Origin of the sequence: Polaribacter pectinis (assembly GCF_014352875.1) — a bacterium.
Lineage (GTDB): Bacteria > Bacteroidota > Bacteroidia > Flavobacteriales > Flavobacteriaceae > Polaribacter > Polaribacter pectinis.
Genome location: NZ_CP060695.1, coordinates 233569 through 256616, shown reverse-complemented (window position 1 = coordinate 256616; position 23048 = coordinate 233569). Strand labels below are relative to the sequence as shown.

23 protein-coding genes, 1 tRNA gene and 1 pseudogene are annotated in these 23048 nt (G+C 29.1%); all 25 read right to left on the bottom strand.

All coding sequences use genetic code 11. From position 1 onward, the window contains the following. Positions 1-12: 12 nt before the first annotated feature. Entirely contained in the window at positions 13-981 is a 969-nt protein-coding gene (locus H9W90_RS01260) for a hypothetical protein (protein ID WP_187482679.1), read from the bottom strand. Then, positions 982-2184: an O-antigen ligase family protein gene (locus tag H9W90_RS01255; RefSeq protein ID WP_187482678.1), complete on the bottom strand. Its 1203-nt coding sequence runs from the start codon at positions 2182-2184 to the stop codon at positions 982-984. Next, positions 2185-3222, bottom strand: coding sequence for a glycosyltransferase family protein (locus tag H9W90_RS01250; RefSeq protein ID WP_187482677.1), 1038 nt, complete (start codon positions 3220-3222; stop codon positions 2185-2187). Further along, positions 3186-4370 carry a glycosyltransferase family 4 protein gene (locus H9W90_RS01245; RefSeq protein ID WP_187482676.1) on the bottom strand — a complete coding sequence of 395 codons (1185 nt, stop codon included), beginning with the start codon at positions 4368-4370 and terminating at the stop codon, positions 3186-3188. Before H9W90_RS01245 ends, H9W90_RS01250 begins: the two co-directional genes overlap by 37 nt. A 47-nt stretch (positions 4371-4417) precedes the next feature. Next, a pseudogene (locus tag H9W90_RS15550) lies at positions 4418-4597 on the bottom strand (LbetaH domain-containing protein); the annotation flags it as partial. 332 nt (positions 4598-4929) lie between these two features. After that, positions 4930-6393: a lipid II flippase MurJ gene (locus H9W90_RS01235; RefSeq protein WP_187482675.1), complete on the bottom strand. Its 1464-nt coding sequence runs from the start codon at positions 6391-6393 to the stop codon at positions 4930-4932. Beyond that, entirely contained in the window at positions 6394-7620 is a 1227-nt protein-coding gene (locus tag H9W90_RS01230; RefSeq protein ID WP_187482674.1) for a hypothetical protein, read from the bottom strand. Continuing rightward, positions 7610-8323, bottom strand: coding sequence for an acylneuraminate cytidylyltransferase family protein (locus H9W90_RS01225; protein WP_187482673.1), 714 nt, complete (start codon positions 8321-8323; stop codon positions 7610-7612). The genes H9W90_RS01230 and H9W90_RS01225 overlap by 11 nt, the downstream gene beginning before the upstream one ends. A 4-nt stretch (positions 8324-8327) precedes the next feature. After that, positions 8328-9488: a UDP-N-acetylglucosamine 2-epimerase gene (neuC, locus tag H9W90_RS01220; protein ID WP_187482672.1), complete on the bottom strand. Its 1161-nt coding sequence runs from the start codon at positions 9486-9488 to the stop codon at positions 8328-8330. Then, positions 9488-10489: an N-acetylneuraminate synthase family protein gene (locus H9W90_RS01215; RefSeq protein WP_187482671.1), complete on the bottom strand. Its 1002-nt coding sequence runs from the start codon at positions 10487-10489 to the stop codon at positions 9488-9490. The genes neuC and H9W90_RS01215 overlap by 1 nt, the downstream gene beginning before the upstream one ends. A 3-nt stretch (positions 10490-10492) precedes the next feature. Then, the gene (wecC, locus tag H9W90_RS01210) at positions 10493-11704 is read right to left on the bottom strand and encodes a UDP-N-acetyl-D-mannosamine dehydrogenase (protein ID WP_187482670.1); all 1212 of its coding nucleotides are present in this window, start codon (positions 11702-11704) and stop codon (positions 10493-10495) included. Positions 11705-11708: 4 nt separating this feature from the next. Continuing rightward, positions 11709-12827, bottom strand: a complete 1119-nt coding sequence (wecB, locus tag H9W90_RS01205) for a non-hydrolyzing UDP-N-acetylglucosamine 2-epimerase (protein ID WP_187482669.1) — start codon at positions 12825-12827, stop codon at positions 11709-11711. A gap of 8 nt (positions 12828-12835) precedes the next feature. Beyond that, on the bottom strand, positions 12836-14158 hold the full coding sequence (locus H9W90_RS01200; RefSeq protein ID WP_187482668.1) for a UDP-glucose dehydrogenase family protein: 1323 nt from the start codon (positions 14156-14158) through the stop codon (positions 12836-12838). After that, on the bottom strand, positions 14158-14589 hold the full coding sequence (locus H9W90_RS01195; RefSeq protein ID WP_187482667.1) for an adenylyltransferase/cytidyltransferase family protein: 432 nt from the start codon (positions 14587-14589) through the stop codon (positions 14158-14160). The genes H9W90_RS01200 and H9W90_RS01195 overlap by 1 nt, the downstream gene beginning before the upstream one ends. A gap of 3 nt (positions 14590-14592) precedes the next feature. Further along, positions 14593-15015: an adenylyltransferase/cytidyltransferase family protein gene (locus H9W90_RS01190; protein WP_187482666.1), complete on the bottom strand. Its 423-nt coding sequence runs from the start codon at positions 15013-15015 to the stop codon at positions 14593-14595. Between the two features lie 38 nt (positions 15016-15053). Then, the gene (locus H9W90_RS01185) at positions 15054-15989 is read right to left on the bottom strand and encodes a Gfo/Idh/MocA family protein (protein WP_187482665.1); all 936 of its coding nucleotides are present in this window, start codon (positions 15987-15989) and stop codon (positions 15054-15056) included. 2 nt (positions 15990-15991) lie between these two features. Then, positions 15992-17275, bottom strand: coding sequence for a nucleotide sugar dehydrogenase (locus H9W90_RS01180; RefSeq protein WP_187482664.1), 1284 nt, complete (start codon positions 17273-17275; stop codon positions 15992-15994). A gap of 4 nt (positions 17276-17279) precedes the next feature. Next, a complete protein-coding gene (locus H9W90_RS01175) occupies positions 17280-18260 on the bottom strand; it encodes an SDR family oxidoreductase (protein ID WP_187482663.1) in 981 nt (326 codons plus the stop codon). 32 nt (positions 18261-18292) lie between these two features. Further along, complete coding sequence (locus H9W90_RS01170) at positions 18293-18874, bottom strand: acyltransferase (RefSeq protein ID WP_187482662.1); 582 nt, start codon at positions 18872-18874, stop codon at positions 18293-18295. A gap of 126 nt (positions 18875-19000) precedes the next feature. Further along, positions 19001-19078 (bottom strand) — tRNA-Val (locus H9W90_RS01165). Between the two features lie 59 nt (positions 19079-19137). After that, positions 19138-20346, bottom strand: coding sequence for a bifunctional folylpolyglutamate synthase/dihydrofolate synthase (locus tag H9W90_RS01160; RefSeq protein ID WP_187482661.1), 1209 nt, complete (start codon positions 20344-20346; stop codon positions 19138-19140). Positions 20347-20366: 20 nt separating this feature from the next. Continuing rightward, positions 20367-20798 carry an adenylyltransferase/cytidyltransferase family protein gene (locus H9W90_RS01155; protein ID WP_187482660.1) on the bottom strand — a complete coding sequence of 144 codons (432 nt, stop codon included), beginning with the start codon at positions 20796-20798 and terminating at the stop codon, positions 20367-20369. Positions 20799-20859: 61 nt separating this feature from the next. Continuing rightward, positions 20860-21690: an energy transducer TonB gene (locus H9W90_RS01150; protein WP_187482659.1), complete on the bottom strand. Its 831-nt coding sequence runs from the start codon at positions 21688-21690 to the stop codon at positions 20860-20862. Between the two features lie 149 nt (positions 21691-21839). Further along, positions 21840-22235: an ExbD/TolR family protein gene (locus tag H9W90_RS01145; protein ID WP_187482658.1), complete on the bottom strand. Its 396-nt coding sequence runs from the start codon at positions 22233-22235 to the stop codon at positions 21840-21842. Between the two features lie 88 nt (positions 22236-22323). Continuing rightward, entirely contained in the window at positions 22324-23013 is a 690-nt protein-coding gene (locus H9W90_RS01140) for a MotA/TolQ/ExbB proton channel family protein (RefSeq protein WP_187482657.1), read from the bottom strand. Positions 23014-23048 lie beyond the last annotated feature (35 nt).

Genomic DNA, 23048 nt, shown 5'->3' with positions numbered 1-23048 from the left:
TAATTTCAGATATTAACAATTTGTATTATTTAATTCTTGAAAATAAAATGAGAACGGATCTTTGTTATTTGATTTGATAAAATACTTTCTGACATCTGAAATTTGTTTGTCATTTAGGTTTTGCTCTAAATTTAATGTTGATAATTTCATGTTATTTGTGTTTAGAATTGGTAATAAAATAGATTTTTTTCCCAATTTGGAAACTTTTGTTTTATTCAATTGAGACATTAAATTTAACCAAACATCATCCGCTAGTAAGCAATATTTCATAAACACATCTTTATTTAGTACTTCATTATAAAGAGTATTTGGGGGGAATAAGGTACCTCCCCCTGTTGTGTAGAAAAACTCGCTTGAAGGCCCCATCTCTTCTTTTAAAAGATTCCATTTATTATATGGTAACAAAATATCATTTGTGTTACTAATAATTTTAAACGCTCTATTACAAGATATTGTCTTGGGGTATAATTTATTTAAGTTTATTAGATCTTCTATTAACGTTTCTGGATAAAATAAATCATCATCAACAGTAATAATAGTATCATTTGGGTATTCTTTAAACGCATAGTAATATTTTTTATGAGATCTTAAATCCTCATCACAAAGCCTTATTTCTAGTCCTTTTTTTTGAAAAGATTTTAACTTTTTTGGAAGCCTATTAATATCTTTAAACTGTTCGGCTGATAACCATAAAATAATTTTATCTGGTTTTATTTTTTGACGTAAGATTGATTCTACTACTATCCAAATTCTTCCAATTCTTGCAGGAAATGTAGTCAATGAAACTATAATTTTTGGCGATAGCTCGTCTACCGATGGTTGTAGAGAACTAGATGGAAAACATCTAAATATCAGAGGGATAATTCCATTTGCAAATAAACGTACAGAAAACCTCACAAAAGCATAAAACTTAATTTTTACAAGAAATTTATTTTTATTTTCGATTTTGCTATATATATTATGAAATACAGTTACAATCATTTATTCAATCTTTTTAAGTTTATGATTAGAAATTATAAGTAAACTGGCTAAAAAAAGCCAGAAATTTACACCAGCAAGATACTTACTATTAATAACTGAAGTTATAGGTATGATAAGAATAGAGGTAATAATTATATACTTTGAAATTTTATCTACTTTAAATGCTCGCTTGTAAATTCTATATAATAAATAAATAAAACCTAAAAAAACAGGTAAGCCATATTGAGCCAAAATTTCCATGAATAAATTATGTGTTGCGCCTAAATTATACCCATGGTTATTAACAATGATATATTCAATATTGGCAGGGCCAACTCCTAAAAAGTTACTATTAACAAGTTCTTCAAAACTTATTTCAATTAATGTTTGTCTTGCATTGTCAGAAAAGAGTCTGTCTTTTTTATCTGTAAAAACTAATAATAAATTACTTCCTTTGGTTGTTAGATAATTAATTCCCATAACTAATACTGCAATTAATACAAATAAATTTTTTCTTTTCTTTTTAGTAAAAGATTTCCAGAAAAAACATGCTACACATATTATCGCACCTAAAAATGCCCCTCTTGAGCCATTTACTAATATTACTAAACCGCCAGTTAACAATAAGGCAAGAAGTACTACCTTAATTTTTTTTTCAAGTTTATCTAAAAGTAAAAATGAGAAAGCAAAAGGCAAAGCATAGACTATAACTACATTAAACAAATTAAAATTACCAAATGTAAGTGCTGCAAATTTTTTCAGAACTCTGTCATGGCCTCCCAGAAAAGTTCCTGCACTTACTTTTGAATTCGAAAAATGCCAGTCGAAAAATATTTCAAAAACTGCAATTGGTAGTGCAAATAACAGAAATAAGAACCATCCCCTAATTATTGAATTCTTTGGTCTTTTAGCATTATTTGCTGCAATTATTACATTAAACACCATATTAAATGATATTGCTAAATACAGAAGCTCTTTCATTGCTTCTGCTACATAAAAAGAAAAAATAGTTAAAGCTAAGCCAGAAATTAAAAAAAACACAAAAAAAACAAATTCGTACCTATAATACTTTAAATTAGCTCTACACATTAATAGTACAGGAAAAGACAGAAGTGACAAAACTCTTACTGGTTGCAGAGCACCTCCATAAATTCCAAAAAATTGAAGAGCAATTAGTAGTGTTATGTAGATATCAAATCTATTATATATAGTTCTTTTATGCATTTACGAATTTAATAGTAATTTATTAAAAGATTCTGAAATTTGTTTGCTAGCATTTTTCCAGGTGTACTTATTTTTCACTTCAATTATATTACTTTTTTCAAAACAAAAGTGCCCTTCTTCTAGTTTTATAAGTTTTTCTTTGAGGTCTTCCGAATCATCAAAAATCAAACACGATTTATCTCCGCCATGTTCTCTAAAAAAAGGAAGGTTTTTTGCTATAACTGGTTTTTCTAAAGTAATAGCTAAAAAATAAGCTCCTGAAGTTGTAATTTCTTCGTAAGGAAGAGCTACATAGTCAGAAATACTAATATAACTGGACAAATCCTCATCCTTAACAAAACCAGGGATAAAGGTTACGTTAACATTATCAGAAATTTTATTACCGAGAACTAATAACTGAATGTTTTTTAATTCAATTGAATCAAATGTTTTAGCAAACTTTAAAGAAGAATCAAAATTTTTGCCTCCACTTTTAATTAGAATAACATATTTTTCTTCAGAAATATTTAAAGCCTTTCTTGTTATTTTTAGATTTTTTTGGTCGTATTCGTTTTCATAATGTCCATGAACAGCCAACACATATTCTTGGGGTATTAATTTCTTTTCCTCAAGAGCTTTATAAGTATTATTTGCATGACCAATAAGTAAATGGAAATTTTTGGTGATAAACTTTCTAATAAAAAACTCTAATGTAGAATCTTGCTCTCCATGAGGCATAACATTATGCACAGACCACACCAATTTATATCCCAAAAATTTTGCTAATAAAACGTGATATATAAATCTTAAAACACTTAAATATTTTAAAATTATTATTTTATTTCTCCACAAAGAATTAGGCCAATGAAACCACAAAACACTAACTTCATTTCTAAACTTCAAAAGATGGAGTGTTCTAAATTTTATGCTTTTTTGAGTCCATCCAAAATCTTGCAAATGATTTAACATCAATTTTAGAAATGGATTATCATTCTTAACATATGGATATGTACAAAAATTATTCATATATCTAAATTTTTTAACGCTAAGTTTTTCCATGAATACTTTTCATTTATCAACTTTACATTGTTGCTTTTTAATATATTATATTCTCGTGAATCCATTTCAGTGAGCTCCTGCATACATTCACTCATTTTCTTAATATCAAAATCTATAATAAAACCATTTCTTTCATCAATTATTTCTGATGTAGCTGTTTGTATTTCTTTACTACTTTTCCAAGCTATTACTGGCAAACCTGTAGCTAAACCTTCTAATATTGTCTGCCCAAATGGCTCCATTATAGAGCACATTACAAAACAGTCGGAAAGCTTGTAATAAGTCTCTATATTTTCTAGAACTTTACCTACAAGTTTTACTCTAGATTTTAGACCTAATTTATCTATTTGATTCTCTAAACTTACTCTCTCTATACCTTCTCCTACTATTATTAAACTAGAATTGGTGTTTTTTATTTTTGAAAAACTCTCTACAGCATATTTAATACCTTTGTCTTTAACCAATCTCCCAACAGTTAGAAAAACAAAATGGTTATTAGGAACACCCAAGAAACTCTGTTTATCAATATCTGGAGTTTCTAAATTAAACTTACTTGAATCTACACCTGCGTTCACCAGTTTTACAGCAACAGATTTACCTGCAAAATCCTGAATTTGGTTTTTCATATTAAAGCTGAAAGCTAAAACATTTGTTGATTTTTGTAAAGCTTTTTTTTGTAGGTATGAAGTAAAAGGGATTACCAAGTTTTTAATATAAATATTTTTAAAGTCTAAAAAATTCTTGATAGACACTTTAAGTTGGGTTTTAGCTATTCCAGGAACTAAATAATTTACCTGTAAACCTAAACTTAAAGCTGCTAATATTGGTACAGGATTTCTACCTAAAATTTTTTCTATGTTGTGTTTCGATTTCAATTTTTTGAATTCAATTTTAGCACGGTGAATATCTATGATTGGTTTAATCAAATGATCTAAAAAAAATTTAGGAAAATAACTTTTGTAACGAATAATCATTACTTTATCTTCAAAATCTTTGTTAGATAGCCTTTTATTTTTTTCTAAACTTCTATCATCTACAAGAATTGCAACCTCATGCCCTAATGCTATGTACTCCCTAGATAGAAAATATAAAGAATTCTCGATTCCGCCAAAATGCGGTTTATATTTATTTGAAGTTAATACTATCATATTTATATTTACTTAAACAAGGGTTTATAGTTTAAATGATACTTCAATTCACTTTTTCGGTCTCCAATTTTTTTTGCAGGTACACCGCCAACAATAGACATTGACTCAACATCTTTTGTAACTACAGAGTTTGATGCAACAACTGCACCTCTACCAATTTTAACCCCAGGTAAAATAGTAACTCTAGAGGCTATCCAAACATAATCTTCAATTATAACATCATCTCCTTTTGCTTTATGATAATCGTCATGTACATCATGTTCTAAAGTCCATATATTTGTTTCTTGGGCTATATCTACATTATTCCCAATAATTAACTGCCCCCCTCTACCATCTAATAAAACATTTTTATTTACTACCGAATTTGAACCAATACTAATATTTTTTGGGTTTCTAAATTCTAGTCCCATTAAAAAATTTGTATTGTTCCCAATACTCTTAAATTTTAATTTGATAAAAAAAAATCTAATAAAATGAAATGGTACATACATTAACCAAGCTATTAACAAATAATTGATAAATTCTTTATAAATTCTATAAATGATTCCTATTTTTTTTTTCACTTTCTAAAAATCTTATAAATGTTAATTATTGGATATATAGATAAAACAACTGTTGTTACTAAAAAAATAGATAATGAGGCAAATCTATTATCTAAAATTAAATCTAAATTACTTTTAATTATATAAGAAATAACTATGAGAATTAGAAAAAATAGGTTATTTAAATTTAACAGGCTATATTTGATAGGTTTTTTAGTTTTATAATAGACTATTATACTCACTAAACTCATCAATAATGTGTTTACAGGTATAATTAAAAATAACCCTTTAACTTGAAAATATTTTAAAAAAGTATATGATAACAAAGCAGATATTAATTGTGAAACTACCCATAATTGATATAGTTGTTTTCCAAAACCATGAGCTACAGACATTTTTCTGTAAACCCCACCAATAGATGAGAAAAGGATTGAAAATCCATAAAACACCAAAAACACATAAGCTAATTGCACATCTTCTGATGTAAACTTTTTACCACCCCATAAAATATCAATAAAAATATCACCTAATAAAACTGTTCCTATAATTGTAACAACATTTATACAAATAATACTTTTAAAGTATTTATTAAATTCTTCTTTAACGCTTTTTAAACGGTGCAATAAACTAGAGTAAGTTGTAAAAAATATTGTCATAAATGGTTGCACAACCAATCCTTTAATTTTATTTGATAGCCCTTGAACATACTTAAAAATGGCATATGTACCTTCTGGAAGAAATGAAATTCCAGCCGTTAATACTACCATGTAAATTTGTGTAGAACCTACATATAAAAAAGTACTTTGCATTGTTTTGAAAAAAGTTGAATGATCAAAATCCAAAATAGAAAAAGTAAATTTATACCTAAACCCAATCTTGTATAGTTGAGATAAATAAAATACAAATTCAATCATTTTACCAAACAGTACAGATATAACAATTGCCCAAACACCTAAATATTTATATAAAACTAATAAAACAATAATATTAACGACAACATTAGAAATACCTAAAAACTCTGCCCTTCCATATTTTTTTTCAGCATTTAAAACAGTTATAAAAAAGGAATTAAACAATTGTAATAATAAATATGGTAAAAGAACTCTAAAAATTAAAACAGACTCTTCTTGCTCCAATTCATCAAAACCTGGGACCATTAATTTTATTAAAACAGGAGAAATTAAAAAAACCAATCCAATAATTACAATTCCCCAAATAAAAAACCTATTAATCACAACATTTAAGCCTTCAAAACCTAATCCTTCAGCTTTACTGTTTAGTTTATGATATTCTGGTAAAAAAATTTCTGCTAATTGTCCACTTTGGGTTAAAGACGTTACTAGGTAAACTAAACTTTGAGCAGCAAAATAAACCTCAATAGTACGGGAAGCTCCAAAAAGCCTAACGGTTATAATTGAACTTACAAGCCCAAGTATGGCTGAAACAAATTTTAATGAAAAAAGCTTTAGAATATCTTTCATTTAATGATTTAACCAATTAATTAAATACTCTTTATAAGATAAATTTGCCATATTTACTTCTAAACTTTTAAATTCAAAAGCATCTTTTGTGTGTAAATATTTAGTAATATGAACTCCTCTAGAATATTTACCTAAATCTCCGTAGGTATTCATATCTATTTTTATCTGTATAATTTTGCATGCAGATTCTACTAAAGCCGCATCAAATACAAAAGTTGTACCTAAATTTATTACATATTTTGCATATTTAATAATTAAATATTTATGCAACATATGTGCTTTACTAAAAACTTCTAAACCATCGGTAATTTTATTTCCAACTCCAACCTTAACATTTTGTATTTCTTGTAAAGCCAAAACATCTTTATATGGAGCCAAAGGATATGGCCTAATGTAGAGTTGAACATCTTCTCTTTGAAGCTTTAAAGCTAAATCTTTAACAAAACGTAATTCTTCAGAAAAGGCAAAATAACTAGAAGACGTACACATAGGATAAATTGCTACATCATTATTTTTTAGAAACAAAATATCTTCTAATTCTTCTTTGTTTAGGATTTTTTCATCATAATTCTTGTTATATTCTTCAATATATCTAAATTTTAGAGGTTTGCCTTTAATTGTATTTTTATAAAATTGATATTGTTTTAGTTCTTGTTCTAAAGACTTGTTCCAAGTTTCTACTACAAATGGATTTATTAAGATTGGTTCTTTTGCTGGGTGATCCCAACTCTCAATAATAAGATGTGTTTTATCTTCAAAAGGTGTAATTAAATAAGGATTGAAAATTTTTGTAACTACATAAACTTTGTCAAAATTTATTGGAAAAGTTTTAATTAAAGAAAGTTTATAAAGTAGTTGTATAATTTTACTATACATCTTATTTACTTCACTATTCTTCAAGTTAAATAACTTAAAAGAATTTGATACTTTTTGCTTAAGTCCAGAGAATTTAATTTTCTTTCGTTGTTTGTAAAATTCGGAAAAATTTTCATTTACGCACAATAATTTAAACCAATCTGTAAAATGAACCCCTATTCTACTTGTATAATCAGTAATTAATAATATTTTGTCCTCTTCAATAACAAATTCTTCTTTTATTATTGGATAATATTTTTTGTTGGTTATTATATAAACATCATAATCATTACTGTTATAACTTTTAAACAACGGTAATATATCATATAGTCCAAATGAATGGGCACAGTAAAATGCTATTTTAGTTTTCATCTTTTTGCCTAAAGATTATTTCTGCATTTTGCCAATCCTCTAAAGTATCAATATTTACATTATCCTTTGTTGGGTTAACAAAGTACCCTATTTTATCTCCATATAAGGAATTTTGATTAAGTATAACCTCTGTTTTAGTTAAATAAACACTGCCATCTCGATAATATGCATTTGGTAAATCTTGTCTTCTACTTATAATATTTTTTTCCCCTGTAGAGATTGATAAATTTCCGTGTACATTTTCTTTAAAAGTCCAATGCGGATTTAAGTGATGAGGAACATCTAAAACTGATATTAAAGAATCTAAATCAGATTCTATAAATTTTCCTAAACAGTTATTAAGAAAATCTAAAGTTCTAATTGGGGATGTAACCTGTAATAAACAAACAGCATCAAATTCTATACCTAAGTTTTTATAAAAATTTAAAGCATGTTTAATTACGGGAAGTGTTGGACTTGTGTCTTGAGCTAAATTATCTGGCCTCATAAAAGGGACTTCAACACCTACTAATTTTGATATTTCAGCAATATTAGCATCATCTGTACTAACAATTACCCTATTAAGATATTTAGATTTTAAAGCGATTTCTGAAGTATATTGAATAAGTGGCTTTCCATTTAACTTTTTTATGTTTTTATTTGGAACACCTTTAGACCCACCTCTTGCTGGAATTATTCCTAAAATTTTTGGGATAGTTTTCATAAAATTAGTATTGTAAAATTTTAGAATAAGGTAAATCTATCCTCCCTAAAATATCTGCAATAATTTCACCTGAATTTCCTTTACCATACAAATAGTCCTTTCCTGGTCTTTCTGAATTTACAAATTTTAAAACAGCTTCTTTAATTTCTTCTTTCTTATAATCTACATCGATAACATTTTTACCTCTATCTCTGCCATCTTGTCTTTTACCAATATTAACGGCCTTAACACCCAAAAATGCACATTCTCTAATACCAGCACTAGAATTCCCAATGAGACATATTGAATTATTCAATAACATAAGAAAATCCTTTGGAACCATATTTTTGAAAAAATGAACATGATTCAAATCATATTCTTCTCTATAATGTCTAATCCCAGAAGAAGTGCCATCAGACCCGGCATCTACATTAGGCCAAAACCACAATGTTGGAATTTTTAGTTCTCTTATAACGTCCAAGGTCTCACTAATATGTTTTCTTGCATTTTTATATTCATTTGTTTCTGGATGCTGCATAACAATTAGGTATCCTTTAGAAATATCTAAATCTGAACCAACGCCACCATATCTAGCTATAGGATCAAAATCTAACTTTGTATTTATTTCTATTTTAGATGCCAAGTCTAAAGATGGGCAACCTGTATTAAATACAAATTTTGGATTCTCACCCATTTTTATCACTCTTTCTTCAGCTTTTTCGGATGACACCAAGTGAATATCTGCTAATTTTGTATTTGCATGCCTTACTTTTTCATCAATATTACCTGTAATTTCACCGCCTTGAAGATGAATTAAAGGTATGTTTTGATAAGAAGCTGCAATAGAAGTTCCTAATGTTTCGTATCTATCAGCAATTGTCAAGACAGCATCTGGCTTTAAATTATAAAATACATTAGACAATTCCATAATTGCCATGCTTGTTGTTTTAGCCATTGCAGTTTCATTCTCTACTTCTAAAACATTATAAACTTTTGCATCAATTTTAAAGCCATCATCTTCCATAACTTTAATAGCATTTCCATAACGTTTGATTAATGCTGAACCAGCTACAACTAACTGTAATTCTAAATCTTTATGTTTTATAATAGACGCTAATACGGTTTTTACCCTACTATAAGATGGCCTTGCTGTTACAACAACACATATTTTTCTTTTAGTTTGCATTAGTTTATTAGATTATTTTTCTGAATGAAGTCCCACTTTTTTAAGTCTATATTTAGTTTCTTGCCAATTATAGATTCAAATTCCTTTGCTGTAATACCCATATTTGCCGGTTTCTTTGCTTCTAAATCATCAAAAGTAATAACATTGCCAGCCTTTAGGTCTTTATTAACAGCTAATGATTTTTCAAAAATTGATTTTAACTCGTTAAATTTGGAATTATCTAATTTAAAATTTGAAGAACTCTTTAAATCATTAGAGATTTGAGAAACACCTTTAGTTAATTTTTTAATTTCTGAAATTGTTAATGACGATTTTGCGTCCGGACCAAACATTTGCTTATCAAAAACTACATGAAACTCTAATAGAGACGCACCTAAAGTGGTTGCTGCCAAACAAGAGTAAATATCTCCACTGTGATCAGAAAACCCAATTGGGACATTATATTTATTGATAAAATCAGGTATTAAATTAAGTCCCCATTCTCCTGAAATTGATGGGTAACTCGTAGTACATTGAAATAAAGACAAGTCATTACCTCTTTCTTTTATGAAATCTACAGTTTTATCCAACTCATCATAAGAACTCATTCCTGAAGATAAAAGTATTGGTTTATTTGTTTTACTTATTTTTTCTAACATTAAGTAATTACTTACTTCTCCAGAACCAATTTTATACCTTTGTACTCCAATTTGTTCAAGTAAATCAACCGCTTTATTACTAAATGGAGAAGAAATAAACTCGAGGTTTTTATCTTCACAATGTTGCTTTAGACCAGCCCATTGTTCTATTGTAAATTCCATTCGCTTCCAGTAGTCAAATCTTGTTTTATCTTCGTAACTAAACTTTACCCTAAAATTTTCAAATTCAGAACTTTCTGCTTCAGCAACATGTGTTTGGAATTTTACTGCTGTAATTCCTGTTTCAGCTAAAGCATCGATGTAAGAATGCGCTATTCCTAAACTTCCTTCATGTGCTTGACCAATTTCTGCAATTATATCCATTTATTATTTATTAATACCGCAAAAGTCTAATATCACTTTTCCTTGGTTAATAATAAGGTTTTTAAATTCATTATGAGCAACTAGAAATACTATTATATCAGATTTTTCAACAGCTTCTTTATAATCAGTTAATTTAAACACATTATGTTCTTCAATATTTGGCTCAACAATAAAATATTCTCCGTTATTATCGTTTTGTAAAACTTTATTAACAATATATTTTGCAGGAGATTCTCTTAAATCATCAATATTTGGTTTAAATGCTAATCCCATTAATGCTATTTTTGGTTTTCTTCCATGGCTTAATTCAAACTTTAATTTTTCTGTTTGAATTTTTTCTGCACACCAAAACGATTTATAATTATTAACCTCTCTTGCGGTTCCTATTATTTTAGATTCCATTGGATAATCTGAAACAATAAAATATGGGTCTACTGCTATACAATGACCTCCAACACCACAACCAGGTTGTAATATATTTACTCTTGGATGTTTGTTTGCTAAATTAATTAACTCCCAAACGTTTATATCTGCTTTATCACAAATTAAAGAAAGTTCATTAGCAAATGCAATTTGTACGTCTCTAGATGAATTTTCTGTTAGTTTACACATTTCTGCTGTTCTAGCATTTGTAGCGTGTAATTCTCCTTTTACAAATTGTTTATAAAAATTTAATGCTTTTTCGGTAGATTTTTCATCTACACCACCAATAACTCTATCATTATGAACTAATTCATGCATTACGTTTCCTGGCAAAACTCTTTCAGGACAATAAGCTATGTTTAGTTTTCCTTTTAATTCTGGTCTTTCTCCATAAATTAAATTCATCATTTTTTCTGTAGTACCAATTGGTGAAGTTGATTCTATTATATATAAGTCATCTTCTTTCAATAATGACAAAATATTTCTAGTAGCAGATTCAACATAAGATATATCTGGCTCATGATTTCCTTTAAAAGGAGTAGGAACAACTACTAAATAAGTTTCTGCTTCAACAGGTTTAATGTCTGCTTTTAAGAAACCATTCTTAACAGATTCTTCTACTGCAATATCTAAACTTGGTTCGACAATATGTATTTTACCTTTGTTAATTGTATCAACTACATGTTGATTAACATCTACTCCGTGAACTTGAATTCCATTTTGTGCTATTAATGCAGATGTTGGCAACCCAATGTATCCTAAACCAATAGTAACTACTTTTACTTTACTCATTTTATTATAAATTTGAAATAAATTCAATTATTCTTTGACATGCTTTACCATCTCCATAAGGATTGTGTAAAGAACTCATTGATTTATATTTATCTGAATTATCTAATAACTCTTGTGTTTCTTTAATGATTTTACTTGTGTTAGTTCCCACTAAAATAACGGTACCTGCCTCAACTGCTTCTGGTCTTTCTGTAGTATCTCTCATTACTAATACAGGTTTCCCTAAACTTGGAGCTTCTTCTTGAACACCTCCGCTATCAGTAATTATTAAATATGATTTGTTCATTAACCAAACAAACGATGGGTATGAAAGAGGCTTCACCAAATGAATATTTTTTATATCGGCTAAAAGCTCGTTTACTGGCTTTAAAACATTAGGATTTAAATGAACTGGATAAATAATTTCAACATCAGGGTTCTGAAGTGCAATTTCTTTTAAAGCCGCACAAATATTAATAAAACCTTGACCATGATTTTCTCTCCTATGACCTGTTACTAATATAATACGCTTATCAAAATCTATTTTACTTTTAAGACTTGTAACATCTTCATTTTCTAAATCTTCTACCCTACTAGAACTTTCAAGCAAAGCGTCTATTACAGTATTTCCAGTAACTAAAATACTTTCTTTTGTTATATTTTCTTTAAGTAAATTTTCTTGAGACTTTATTGTTGGCGCAAAGTGATAAGTTGCAACTCTACCTGCAACTTGCCTATTCATTTCTTCAGGAAAAGGAGATAGCATATTATTGGTTCTTAAACCTGCTTCTACATGACAAACCTTTGCTCCTGAATAAAAACCAGCAATACTTGCAGCCATTGTTGTTGTTGTATCTCCATGCACATAAACAAAATCAGGTTTAAAAGACTCTAGTATTGGCTTTAAACCTGCTATAACTTCACCTGTTAGATTATAAAGGTTTTGATTTGGTTTCATTAAACTTAAATCATAATCCGGTGTAATATCGAAGAAGTTAAGAACTTGATCTAACATTTCTCTATGCTGTCCAGTTACACAAACTTTGGTTTCAAACCTTTCATCTTGTAAAAATTGGTTTACAAGTGGTGCCATTTTGATTGCTTCTGGCCTTGTCCCAAAAATAATTAAATTTTTCTTTTTCATAAAGTTTTTTATTTTCCGATTTGGAAATATTCAAATCCTTTTTCTTCTAATTTTAAAGAATTGTATTGATTTCTACCATCAAATATAATTGGTGAATTTAATTGAAACTTCAACTCTTCGAAGTCTGGAGATCTGAATTCTTTCCATTCAGTCAACAAGATTAATGCATCTGCCCCCTTTAAGACATCGTATTTTGATTTAAAATACTCAATATTTACTACATCTTTTAAATAAAATTCTTTTGCTTCTTCTATAGCTTTTGGATCGTAAGCTTTAATTTTCGCCCCTCTCTTAACTAATTCCTTTACAACATAGATTGCCGGAGCTTCCCTCATATCATCAGTTCCAGGCTTAAAAGCTAAACCCCACAAAGCAAAAGTTTTACCTTCTAAATTATTTCCAAACCTTTTAATAACTTTATTAGCTATAACCAGTTTTTGAGCATCATTAACATTTTCCACTGAAGTAATCAAACTTGCTTTATAACCATTCTCTTCTGCTATTTTCTTTAAAGCTTTTACATCTTTAGGAAAACAAGAACCTCCGTAACCAGCTCCAGGATAAATAAAACTATATCCTATTCTTTTATCTGAACCTATTCCAATTCTAACTTGATTTGCATCGGCACCAACTCTTTCACAAATATTCGCAATTTCATTCATAAATGAAATTTTAGTCGCTAACATTGCGTTTGCTGCGTATTTTGTCATTTCTGCAGAACGAATATCCATTGTAATAAAACGATCATGTGTTCTGAAAAATGGAGAATATAGTTGCTTCATTTTATCAAAAGCATAATCAGAATCAGCACCAATAACAACTCTATCTGGCTTCATAAAATCATCAATAGCAGCACCTTCCTTTAAAAATTCTGGATTTGAAACTACATCAAATTCCAAATTAGCTCCCCTAATATCTAATTCTTTTTGAATTGTAGCTTTAACTTTATCTGCAGTGCCAATTGGTACTGTAGATTTATCTACAACTATTAATCTTTTTTCCATCGTTACACCAATAGATTTAGCAACAGCTAAAACATATTGCAAATCTGCTGACCCATCATCTCCCATAGGTGTTCCAACTGCAATAAAAACTATTTCAGCATCACTTATTGCTAATGATAAATCTGTTGTAAAAAAAAGATTATTACTTTTTATGTTTTTTAAAACCATTTGTTCTAAACCTGGTTCAAAAATTGGTATAACACCATTATTCAACTTTTCTATTTTACCAGGATCTATATCAACACAGGTTATTTTGTTTCCCATTTCTGCAAAACAAGTCCCTGACACTAAACCAACGTAGCCAGAACCAATAACTGCTATATTCATTATTTATCTTTTGTTTTTAAATTTTCTTTTTCTTGAACCTCTTTTCTTAAACCGCTACTTGAAAAACGGTGTTCTCTTTTATTGAAATACAACTCTATTCCTTTTTCTTCACAATATTGCCTTCCTGTAAATTTCCTACTTGCATATTCTTCGCCAATTATTCGAACATCTATTTTGTATGAACGAAGAACATCTTCTAAATCTAGCTCTGTTGAATATGGAACAATTTCATCAACATATTTACATCCTTTCAACTGAATATATCTTTCTACTATTGACTGAACTGGTCTATTTTTTTCAGGTCGATCTAATGTGGGATCTGTTTGAATTCCACAAATTAAATAATCACACTGTCTTTTTGAGTCTTCTAACATTTTAACATGACCAGCGTGAAACAAATCGAAAGCACTAAATGTAATCCCTATTCTCATAAATTAATTTTCTAATAGCCAAGAAGACGATTGGATTTTATTACCCAAACCATCTATTAAACGAATATCAAGTTCTTTACAAATTGGAGCTTCTGGAATTGATTTATTATTCTGATCTCCCCCATTTGCAAATCCTAAATTATATGCTTCGCTATAAAGTTCATTAATATACTTAATGGTATCGCAAACTGTTCTATCTTTATCTATTGAAAGAATCGCTTTATCAACAGCTTTTATATTTTGAACAATAAACAAACGTTCCTCTTCTTTTTGAAATTCTTTAGACCCTTTTAACTCTCTTTGAAAATCATTATTAACAATAACAATTAACTTATCTGCAATATCTTTTGCTTTGTTAAAGTACTCTAAATGCCCCTTATGTATTGGATTAAAGTATCCTGAAACAATAATTGCATTTTTTTTCATTACTACCTCTTTCTTTTTTTTTACAAAGATAGTTTTTTTTATCCTTTTAAGAAAGGGTGAATCTCTCCATATTTAATTATTTCAGAATTTCGAATATCATGAACAATATTAATTGAAGACCTTACATCTTGTAAACCAAACCCTTTTCCAACCAAAATTTCTTTATAACTTTTGGTATGTAATTCTGTAAATCCATGACTAAATTCTAATTCTTCACCATCTATAGTTATTGATCTGTAAGTTTTTTGACCGATTTCGCGAATTGATTTTGGGACATCATTTTCATCTATCGATAAATACCACCTAACTCTAGCGTTCTCAAACTCTAAAAATCCTGAAGCTTTATTTTTATCTCTTAGATGAACGATATTTTCTTGAATCTCTCCAAAAACCCAAGCTAGCATATCATAAAAATGCACTCCAATATTTGTAGCAATTCCTCCTGATTTACTCTCATCTCCTTTCCAAGAAACATCGTACCATCTACCCCTAGATGTTATATAAGTTAAGTCTATATCATATTTTTCTTGTTTATCTTCAGCATCTATTTTTTGTTTTAATTTTATAATACTTTCATGCAGCCTTAACTGTAATATTGTATTAATTTTTTTACCAGATTCTTGTTCAATCGCAGACAAAGCTTCTAAATTCCATGGATTTAATACAATTGGTTTTTCACAAATTGCATCTGCACCTCTTCTTAAAGCCATTCTAATATGTGAATCATGCAAGTAATTTGGTGTACATATACTTACATAATCTAAAGGAATATTCTTCCTTTTTAATTTCTCAACATGTCTATCAAACCTTTCAAATTCAACAAAGAAATCTGTGTTAGGAAAATAACTATCCATAACACCTACACTATCAAACTTATCTAGCGCAACTATAAGATTGTTATTCGTGTCTTTTATTGCTTTTAAATGTCTTGGTGCAATATACCCTGCCGCACCTAATAAAGCGAAGTTTTTCATTTTTATAATGCTTTATCTATTATTTTTGATGATAAAAAACTTTTCACATCATAAATAATAGATTTGTCTTTTTTTAATAATTCAAAATCTAATTCTAAAAATTCTTTGTGGGCAACTGTTAAAATAATTGCATCAAACTTATTATTTGGCAAAGTTTTTTTAGAGACAAGATTATATTCTTTTTTTACATCTTTAGGATTTGCGTTTGGATCGAAAATTGTAACTTTAATTCCATAATCCTCTAACTCCCTAACAACATCTACTGATTTAGTATTTCTAACATCTGGACAATTTTCCTTAAAAGTTATTCCTAAAACCAAGATATTAGAGCCTTTTATAACTACATCTTTTTGAAGCATTAGCTTAACGACCTCTGAAGCAACATATACCCCCATACTATCGTTCATCTTTCTACCGGCTAAAATTATTTCTGGATGATACCCAAATTCTTGTGCTTTTTGCGCCAAATAATAAGGATCTACACCTATACAATGTCCACCTACTAATCCAGGCTTAAATGACAGAAAGTTCCATTTTGTACCTGCAGCAGCTAAAACATCTTGAGTATTAATTCCCATTAGATTAAATATTTTTGCCAACTCATTTATAAAAGCTATATTGATGTCTCTTTGAGAGTTTTCAATAACTTTTGCAGCTTCAGCGACCTTTATAGACTGAGCCAGATATGTTCCAGCAGTTATAACTGACTTATATAACTCATCAATTTTTTTACCAATTTCAGGGGTGGAGCCAGAGGTTACTTTTAAAATTTTTTCAACTGTATGTTCTTTATCGCCCGGGTTTATTCTTTCTGGAGAATAGCCTGCATAAAAATCTTTATTAAACTTTAATCCAGATTTTTTTTCCAAAACAGGAATACACTCCTCTTCTGTGGCTCCAGGATATACAGTAGATTCATATACAACAACATCATTTTTCTTAAGAGCCTCTCCAACAATTTCACTTGCTTTTAATAGAGGTGACAAAACTGGCTTATTATTTTTATCAACTGGAGTTGGAACAGTAACTATAAAGTAATTACAATCCTTAATATTATTTACAGAAGTGGAACAAAAAAGACCAACATCATTAGATGGCTTATCAACAAGAACTTCCTTTAATAGTTTATCTGAAATTTCTAAAGTTGTATCATTTCCTCTTTTTAATTCAGAAACTCTTTCCTCATTAATATCAAAACCAACAACTGAATATTTAGTCGCAAATAACCTTGCTAAAGGCAACCCCACATAACCTAATCCTATAATAGCAATCTTTCTTTTATTCATATTTTTATAAATTACTCCAATACCATTTTACAGCTTCGTTTAATCCTTTTTGCAAAGAAAACTCCGGATTATATTTTAATAATTTTTTAGCTTTAGCTATACTTGCATGAGAATGCGGTATGTCCCCCTGTCTTTTAGATCCGTAAACAACATCAACATTCTTAATTTTTGGATTATACTCTAATAATATATCTTTTAAATAATTCATTAAATCATTTAACGTGTTTCTATCTCCGTAAGCCACATTATAAACGGTATTTACGGCTTTTTTATCAGCAACAATACTTAAAAGATTTGCTTGTATTACATTATCAATGTAAGTGAAATCTCTAGAATAACTACCATCTCCATTTATTACTGGTGAATCTAAATTCATTAATTGAGCAACAAATTTAGGGATCACAGCTGCATAAGCCCCCTTAGGATCTTGCTTTCTTCCAAAAACATTAAAATATCGCAAACCAATAGTTTCTAAACCATACGTTTTTGAAAAAACATCTGCATATAATTCATTTACATATTTGGTAACTGCATATGGAGAGAGTGGCCTTCCTATTTTATCTTCTATTTTAGGTAAATCTTCAGAATCCCCATAGGTTGATGAACTTGCAGCATATACAAAACGCTTAACATCGTTATCTCTAGAAGCTACCAACATATTTAAAAACCCATTAATATTTACATCGTTAGAGGCTACAGGATCTTTAATTGATCTAGGTACAGAACCAAGTGCAGCTTGATGTAAAACATAATCAGCGCCTTTAGTTGCTTTTAAACAATCTTCTAAATTTCTAATATCTCCTTCTATTAAAATAAAACTTGAATTATTAATTACCTCAGAGAGGTTTTCTCTTTTTCCAGTTGAAAAATTATCAAGACAGACTACAGTATTATTCCTCCTTAATAATTCTTCACATAAATTAGAACCTATAAAACCTGCACCACCTGTAACAAGGATCTTTTTTTGAGAAAGGTTTATATTCATTTTTTTAATTATATATTAAAACTTAAAAGCAATTACTCTATTCTTCTTAATACATTGCCTTCTAACTTATACTCCTGCTTACTTTCCTTACATATAGCTACGTTATTTTCATTAAAGTCTAATTTATGACCATATTCACCAACCCAACCTATTTGTTTTGATGGATTTCCAACAACTAGCGCGTAATTAGGCACTTCCTTTGTAACTACACTTCCTGCTCCAATAAATGAATACTCACCAATTGTATTTCCACAAACAATTGTCGCGTTCGCACCAATGGTAGCTCCCTTTTTAACAATTGTTTTTAAATATTGATTTTTCCTAATTATAGCACTTCTCGGATTAACTACGTTTGTAAACACCATAGACGGCCCAAGAAAGACATCATCTTCGCAAATTACACCTGTATATATAGAAACGTTATTTTGCACTTTCACATTGTTTCCCAAAACAACTTCTGGAGAAACAACTACATTCTGACCGATATTACAACTTTCACCTATAATACAATTAGACATTATATGAGAAAAGTGCCAAATTTTAGTTCCACTACCAATTTTACAATCATCATCAATAATTGCTGTTTTATGTGAAAAATAATTACTTTCTTTCATTATACAACTTTTCAAAACCCAAAGTTAACTTAAATTATTACCTCTGTAAAAATCAAATTTACAAAAACCAATTATTCTTAAGTATATAAAAACAAAAAACCTCAACATTTCTGTTGAGGTTTTACTTGGTGGGCAATGAGGGATTCGAACCCCCGACCCCCTCGGTGTAAACGAGGTGCTCTGAACCAACTGAGCTAATTGCCCTTAGCGGGTGCAAATATAACACAGAATTTAATATCTCCAAAATAAAAATGACTTTTATTTTAAATTATTTCTGCAACTACAAATGTACTTCCTCCAACATAAATTATATCTTGTTGATTTGCATTGTTTAACGCATCAAAATATGCTTTTTCTACTGATGAATATTTTTTTCCAAATAAGTTAAAATCTTTTGCTTTTTCTTGTAAAACTTCTTCAGAAAGCCCTCTTGGGATGTTTGGCTTACAAAAATAATAAATTGCATCTTTGGGAAATAAAGGAAATATTTCTTCTACTTTTTTATCTGACACTACTCCTAAAACAATATGAAGTTTTTCATATTTTTCTTTTTTAAGCTGATTTAAAACAATTTGTAAACCTTCTTTATTATGTGCTGTATCGCAAATTACTTTGGGATGGTCTTGTAAAATCTGCCATCTTCCTTTTAAATTAGTATTCTCTACAACATTTAGTAATCCGTTTTTGATGTTTTCTTCGGAAATTACAAAATCTTTTAGTTGTTGAATTGCAACAACAGCAGTTTTTGTGTTTTTCTGTTGATAATCACCTAATAAATCAGTTTTGTAAGATTCTTTATTATCAGAACCAAAAAAAATATCAGAACTTGTTTCTTTTGTTTTTTTCAAAAAAACTTGTTTTACTTCTTCTTGTTCTTCTCCAATTACAACTGGAATATTGTTTTTTATAATTCCGGCTTTTTCAAATGCTATTTCAGGTAATGTTTCCCCTAAAAACTGCGTATGATCTAAACCTATATTTGTAATTACAGAAACTTCTGGAGTAATTAAGTTTGTGGAATCTAATCGACCTCCTAAACCAACTTCTATAATTGCAATATCTACTTTTTCTTTAGCGAAATAATCAAAAGCTAAACCAACTGTCATTTCAAAAAAAGACAATTTTTGTTTTTCTAAAAAGATTTTGTTTTTATTAATGAATGAGGAAACTTTTCGCTTCGGAATTTCTTTTCCGTTAATTCGTATTCTTTCTGTAAAATTTTTTAAATGTGGAGAAGTATGTAAGCCGACTTTATAGCCTGCTTCTTGTAAAATAGAAGCCAACATGTGGCTTGTAGAACCTTTTCCATTGGTCCCTCCAACATGAATGGTTTTAAACTTTTTTTCTGGAAAATTTAATTCTTTGGAAAACTCTAAAATATTGGTTAAGTCTTTTTTAAATGCAGTTCTTCCTTCTCTTTGATACATCGGAAGTTGTGCAAACATCCAATCTAAAGTTTCTTTGTAAGTCATAAAATACTTAGAAAAACAGCCTATTTATCTTTCTTTTTCAAGTTTTCTTTTTCTTGAACTTCTTTACGTAATGAAGTACTCGAAAAACGATGTTCTCTTTTATTGAAATACAAATCTATACCTTTTTCTTCGCAATATTTTCTACCAGTAAATTGCTTACTTGCATATTCCTCTCCAATAATCCTTACATCAACCTTAAAAGAACGTAAAACATCTTCTAAATCTTGTTCTGTTGCATAAGGCACAATTTCATCTACAAATTTACACCCCTTTAATTGAATATAACGTTCAACCACAGACTGAACTGGTCTATTCTTTTCTGGCCTGTCTAATGTAGGGTCTGTCTGCAACCCACAAATTAAGTAATCGCATTGACGTTTTGCGTCTTCTAACATTGTAATATGACCTGCATGTAATAAATCGAATGAACTAAAAGTAATTCCTATTTTCATATATAAATTTTTAAAATTATATTTTTGATATTGTAAAAGCTAAAAATAATGAAATTAAACATTATTTAGACAAAGAAAACTTATAAATAATAGTTCCTGTTTGTTTTGAAGGCGCTTTAGAGTCTGAATTCCATTTTGTTTTTAAAGCAGCTTCTTTTGCTGGTTTTAACAAACAAACAGCTGTATTAGTAGAACCTTTTACCCCAGGAATTGCACGAATTACTTTTCCATTTTTGTCTACAGTAATTCTTACAACCACTATACCTTCTTCTTGACAATCTGGTTGTTCTTTTGGTTTTGATAATGCTTTTCTTCCTGCTAAATTATAATTTCCACCTGAACCACTTCCTGTGTTTACATAGTATTTAGAGGAAGTTGGGTCTCCACCTTCTTTACCCTTTACGCCTTCAATATTATCATCTCCTTCGCCTTTTGGTTCTCCATCCGAAGAATTTCCATTTAATAATTTATTTAACGCATCTTGATTTTCCTTCGATGGTTTTAACTTTGGTTTTTCTTTGGGCTTTACTTCTTTTTTAACAACTTCTTTTATTGGTTCTTTCTTCTTTTCTTTTACTTTTTCTACAACAGGAACATCTTCTGTGGTATCTTCTGTAATAATTTCTTCTTTAATTATTTCTTTCGGAGTTTCCTTTACTTCTTCTACAACCTCTTCTTTTTTCTCGACAACTTTTGGTGCTGTTTTTTTTGAATTTACAACAGGTTCTCCCATTCCAACATTAGAATCGCCAAAATTTATTGCCAAACCATATTCTTCTGGCGGATCTAAATATTGCATTCCATAATTAAAAATTGCAAATACCAACAACATTAAAATTATTGCTGTTATTATTGCTGATTTACGTTTATGTCTTGTTTCTAATATTTTCATTCTCTTTTATAAAGAATTATTGTCTTGTTTAGTTTACACCATTTTTATTAAACAGGCAATTGCGTTAGGGATTGAATGGCATGTTTGAGCTCTTTTTTGTTTTTCTCAAAAAAAGCGAGTAATGAAAGCCCGTTAAAACGCCCAAAAAATTATTTACCTCCTTTTACGGCTAAAATCATTTTTAATTTGTTCTTATTTGCGATATCTATTACTTTCATTACATTTTTATAAGGCACATCTTTATCACCTCTAATTACAATCGTTTTCTTTTTATCTGTACCCACTTTATTTAAAATCGCACTTTCTAATTCTGATGAACTTACCTTTGTTTTATCGATATAAAACAACGATTTATTAGTAATTGTTACAGCCACAGAAGTATTATTTTCTGTTTTTCCTCCTGCTTTTGGTAGCAAAACGTCAATGGCACTTACTGTTACCAAAGTGGATGTTAACATAAAAAATATCAATAATAAGAAAACAATATCTGTCATGGACGACATATTGAATGTTGGATCTACTTTATTTCTTCCGCGTAAATTCATACTTCGTATTCAAAATTTAAAATTCAATATTTAAGATTTAGGATTCGGCTGGAAACTTTGAATTCTAAACTTTAAACCTTAAACTTATTTATACAGGTTCGTTTAACAAATCTAAAAACTCTACAGATTTTGCTTCCATTTGATAGACTACTTTATCTGTTCTAACTACTAAATGATTGTAGGTTATATAGGCAATAATTCCGACAATTAAACCTCCAACAGTTGTTGTCATTGCTGTGTATAATCCGTCTGAAAGCATTTTTATATCTATTTGTCCACCAGCATTTGCGATTTCGTGAATTGCAACAATCATTCCAATTACGGTTCCTAAAAACCCTATCATTGGTGCTGCACCAGCAATTGTTGCCAAAACACTTACGTTTTTTTCTAGCTGATAAACTTCTAATTTACCTGCTGTTTCAATGGCTGTACTTATATCATTTAATGGTTTCCCTATTCTTGAGATTCCTTTTCCAATTAACCTTGCAGTTGGTGTGTTTTTACTTTTACACAATGCATCTGCAGATTCTAATTTTCCATTAGAAACATAATCTTTAATCTGATTCATAAAGTTTTTATCGACTTTCGAAGCGGCTTTGATTGCAAAAAATCGTTCGAAATAAATATAAATAGCGACTGCTAATAAAACAAAAAGTATGGCGATTATTATTTGCCCTCCTAAACCACCATCCATAATTAATTTGTAGATGGATAATGTTTTTTCTTCAGAAACTGTTTCTTCTAACAATTCTTTATTTTCTTGAAAAAATGATAACATGAATATTTTTTTATGTTCTTTATATTAACGAGGAA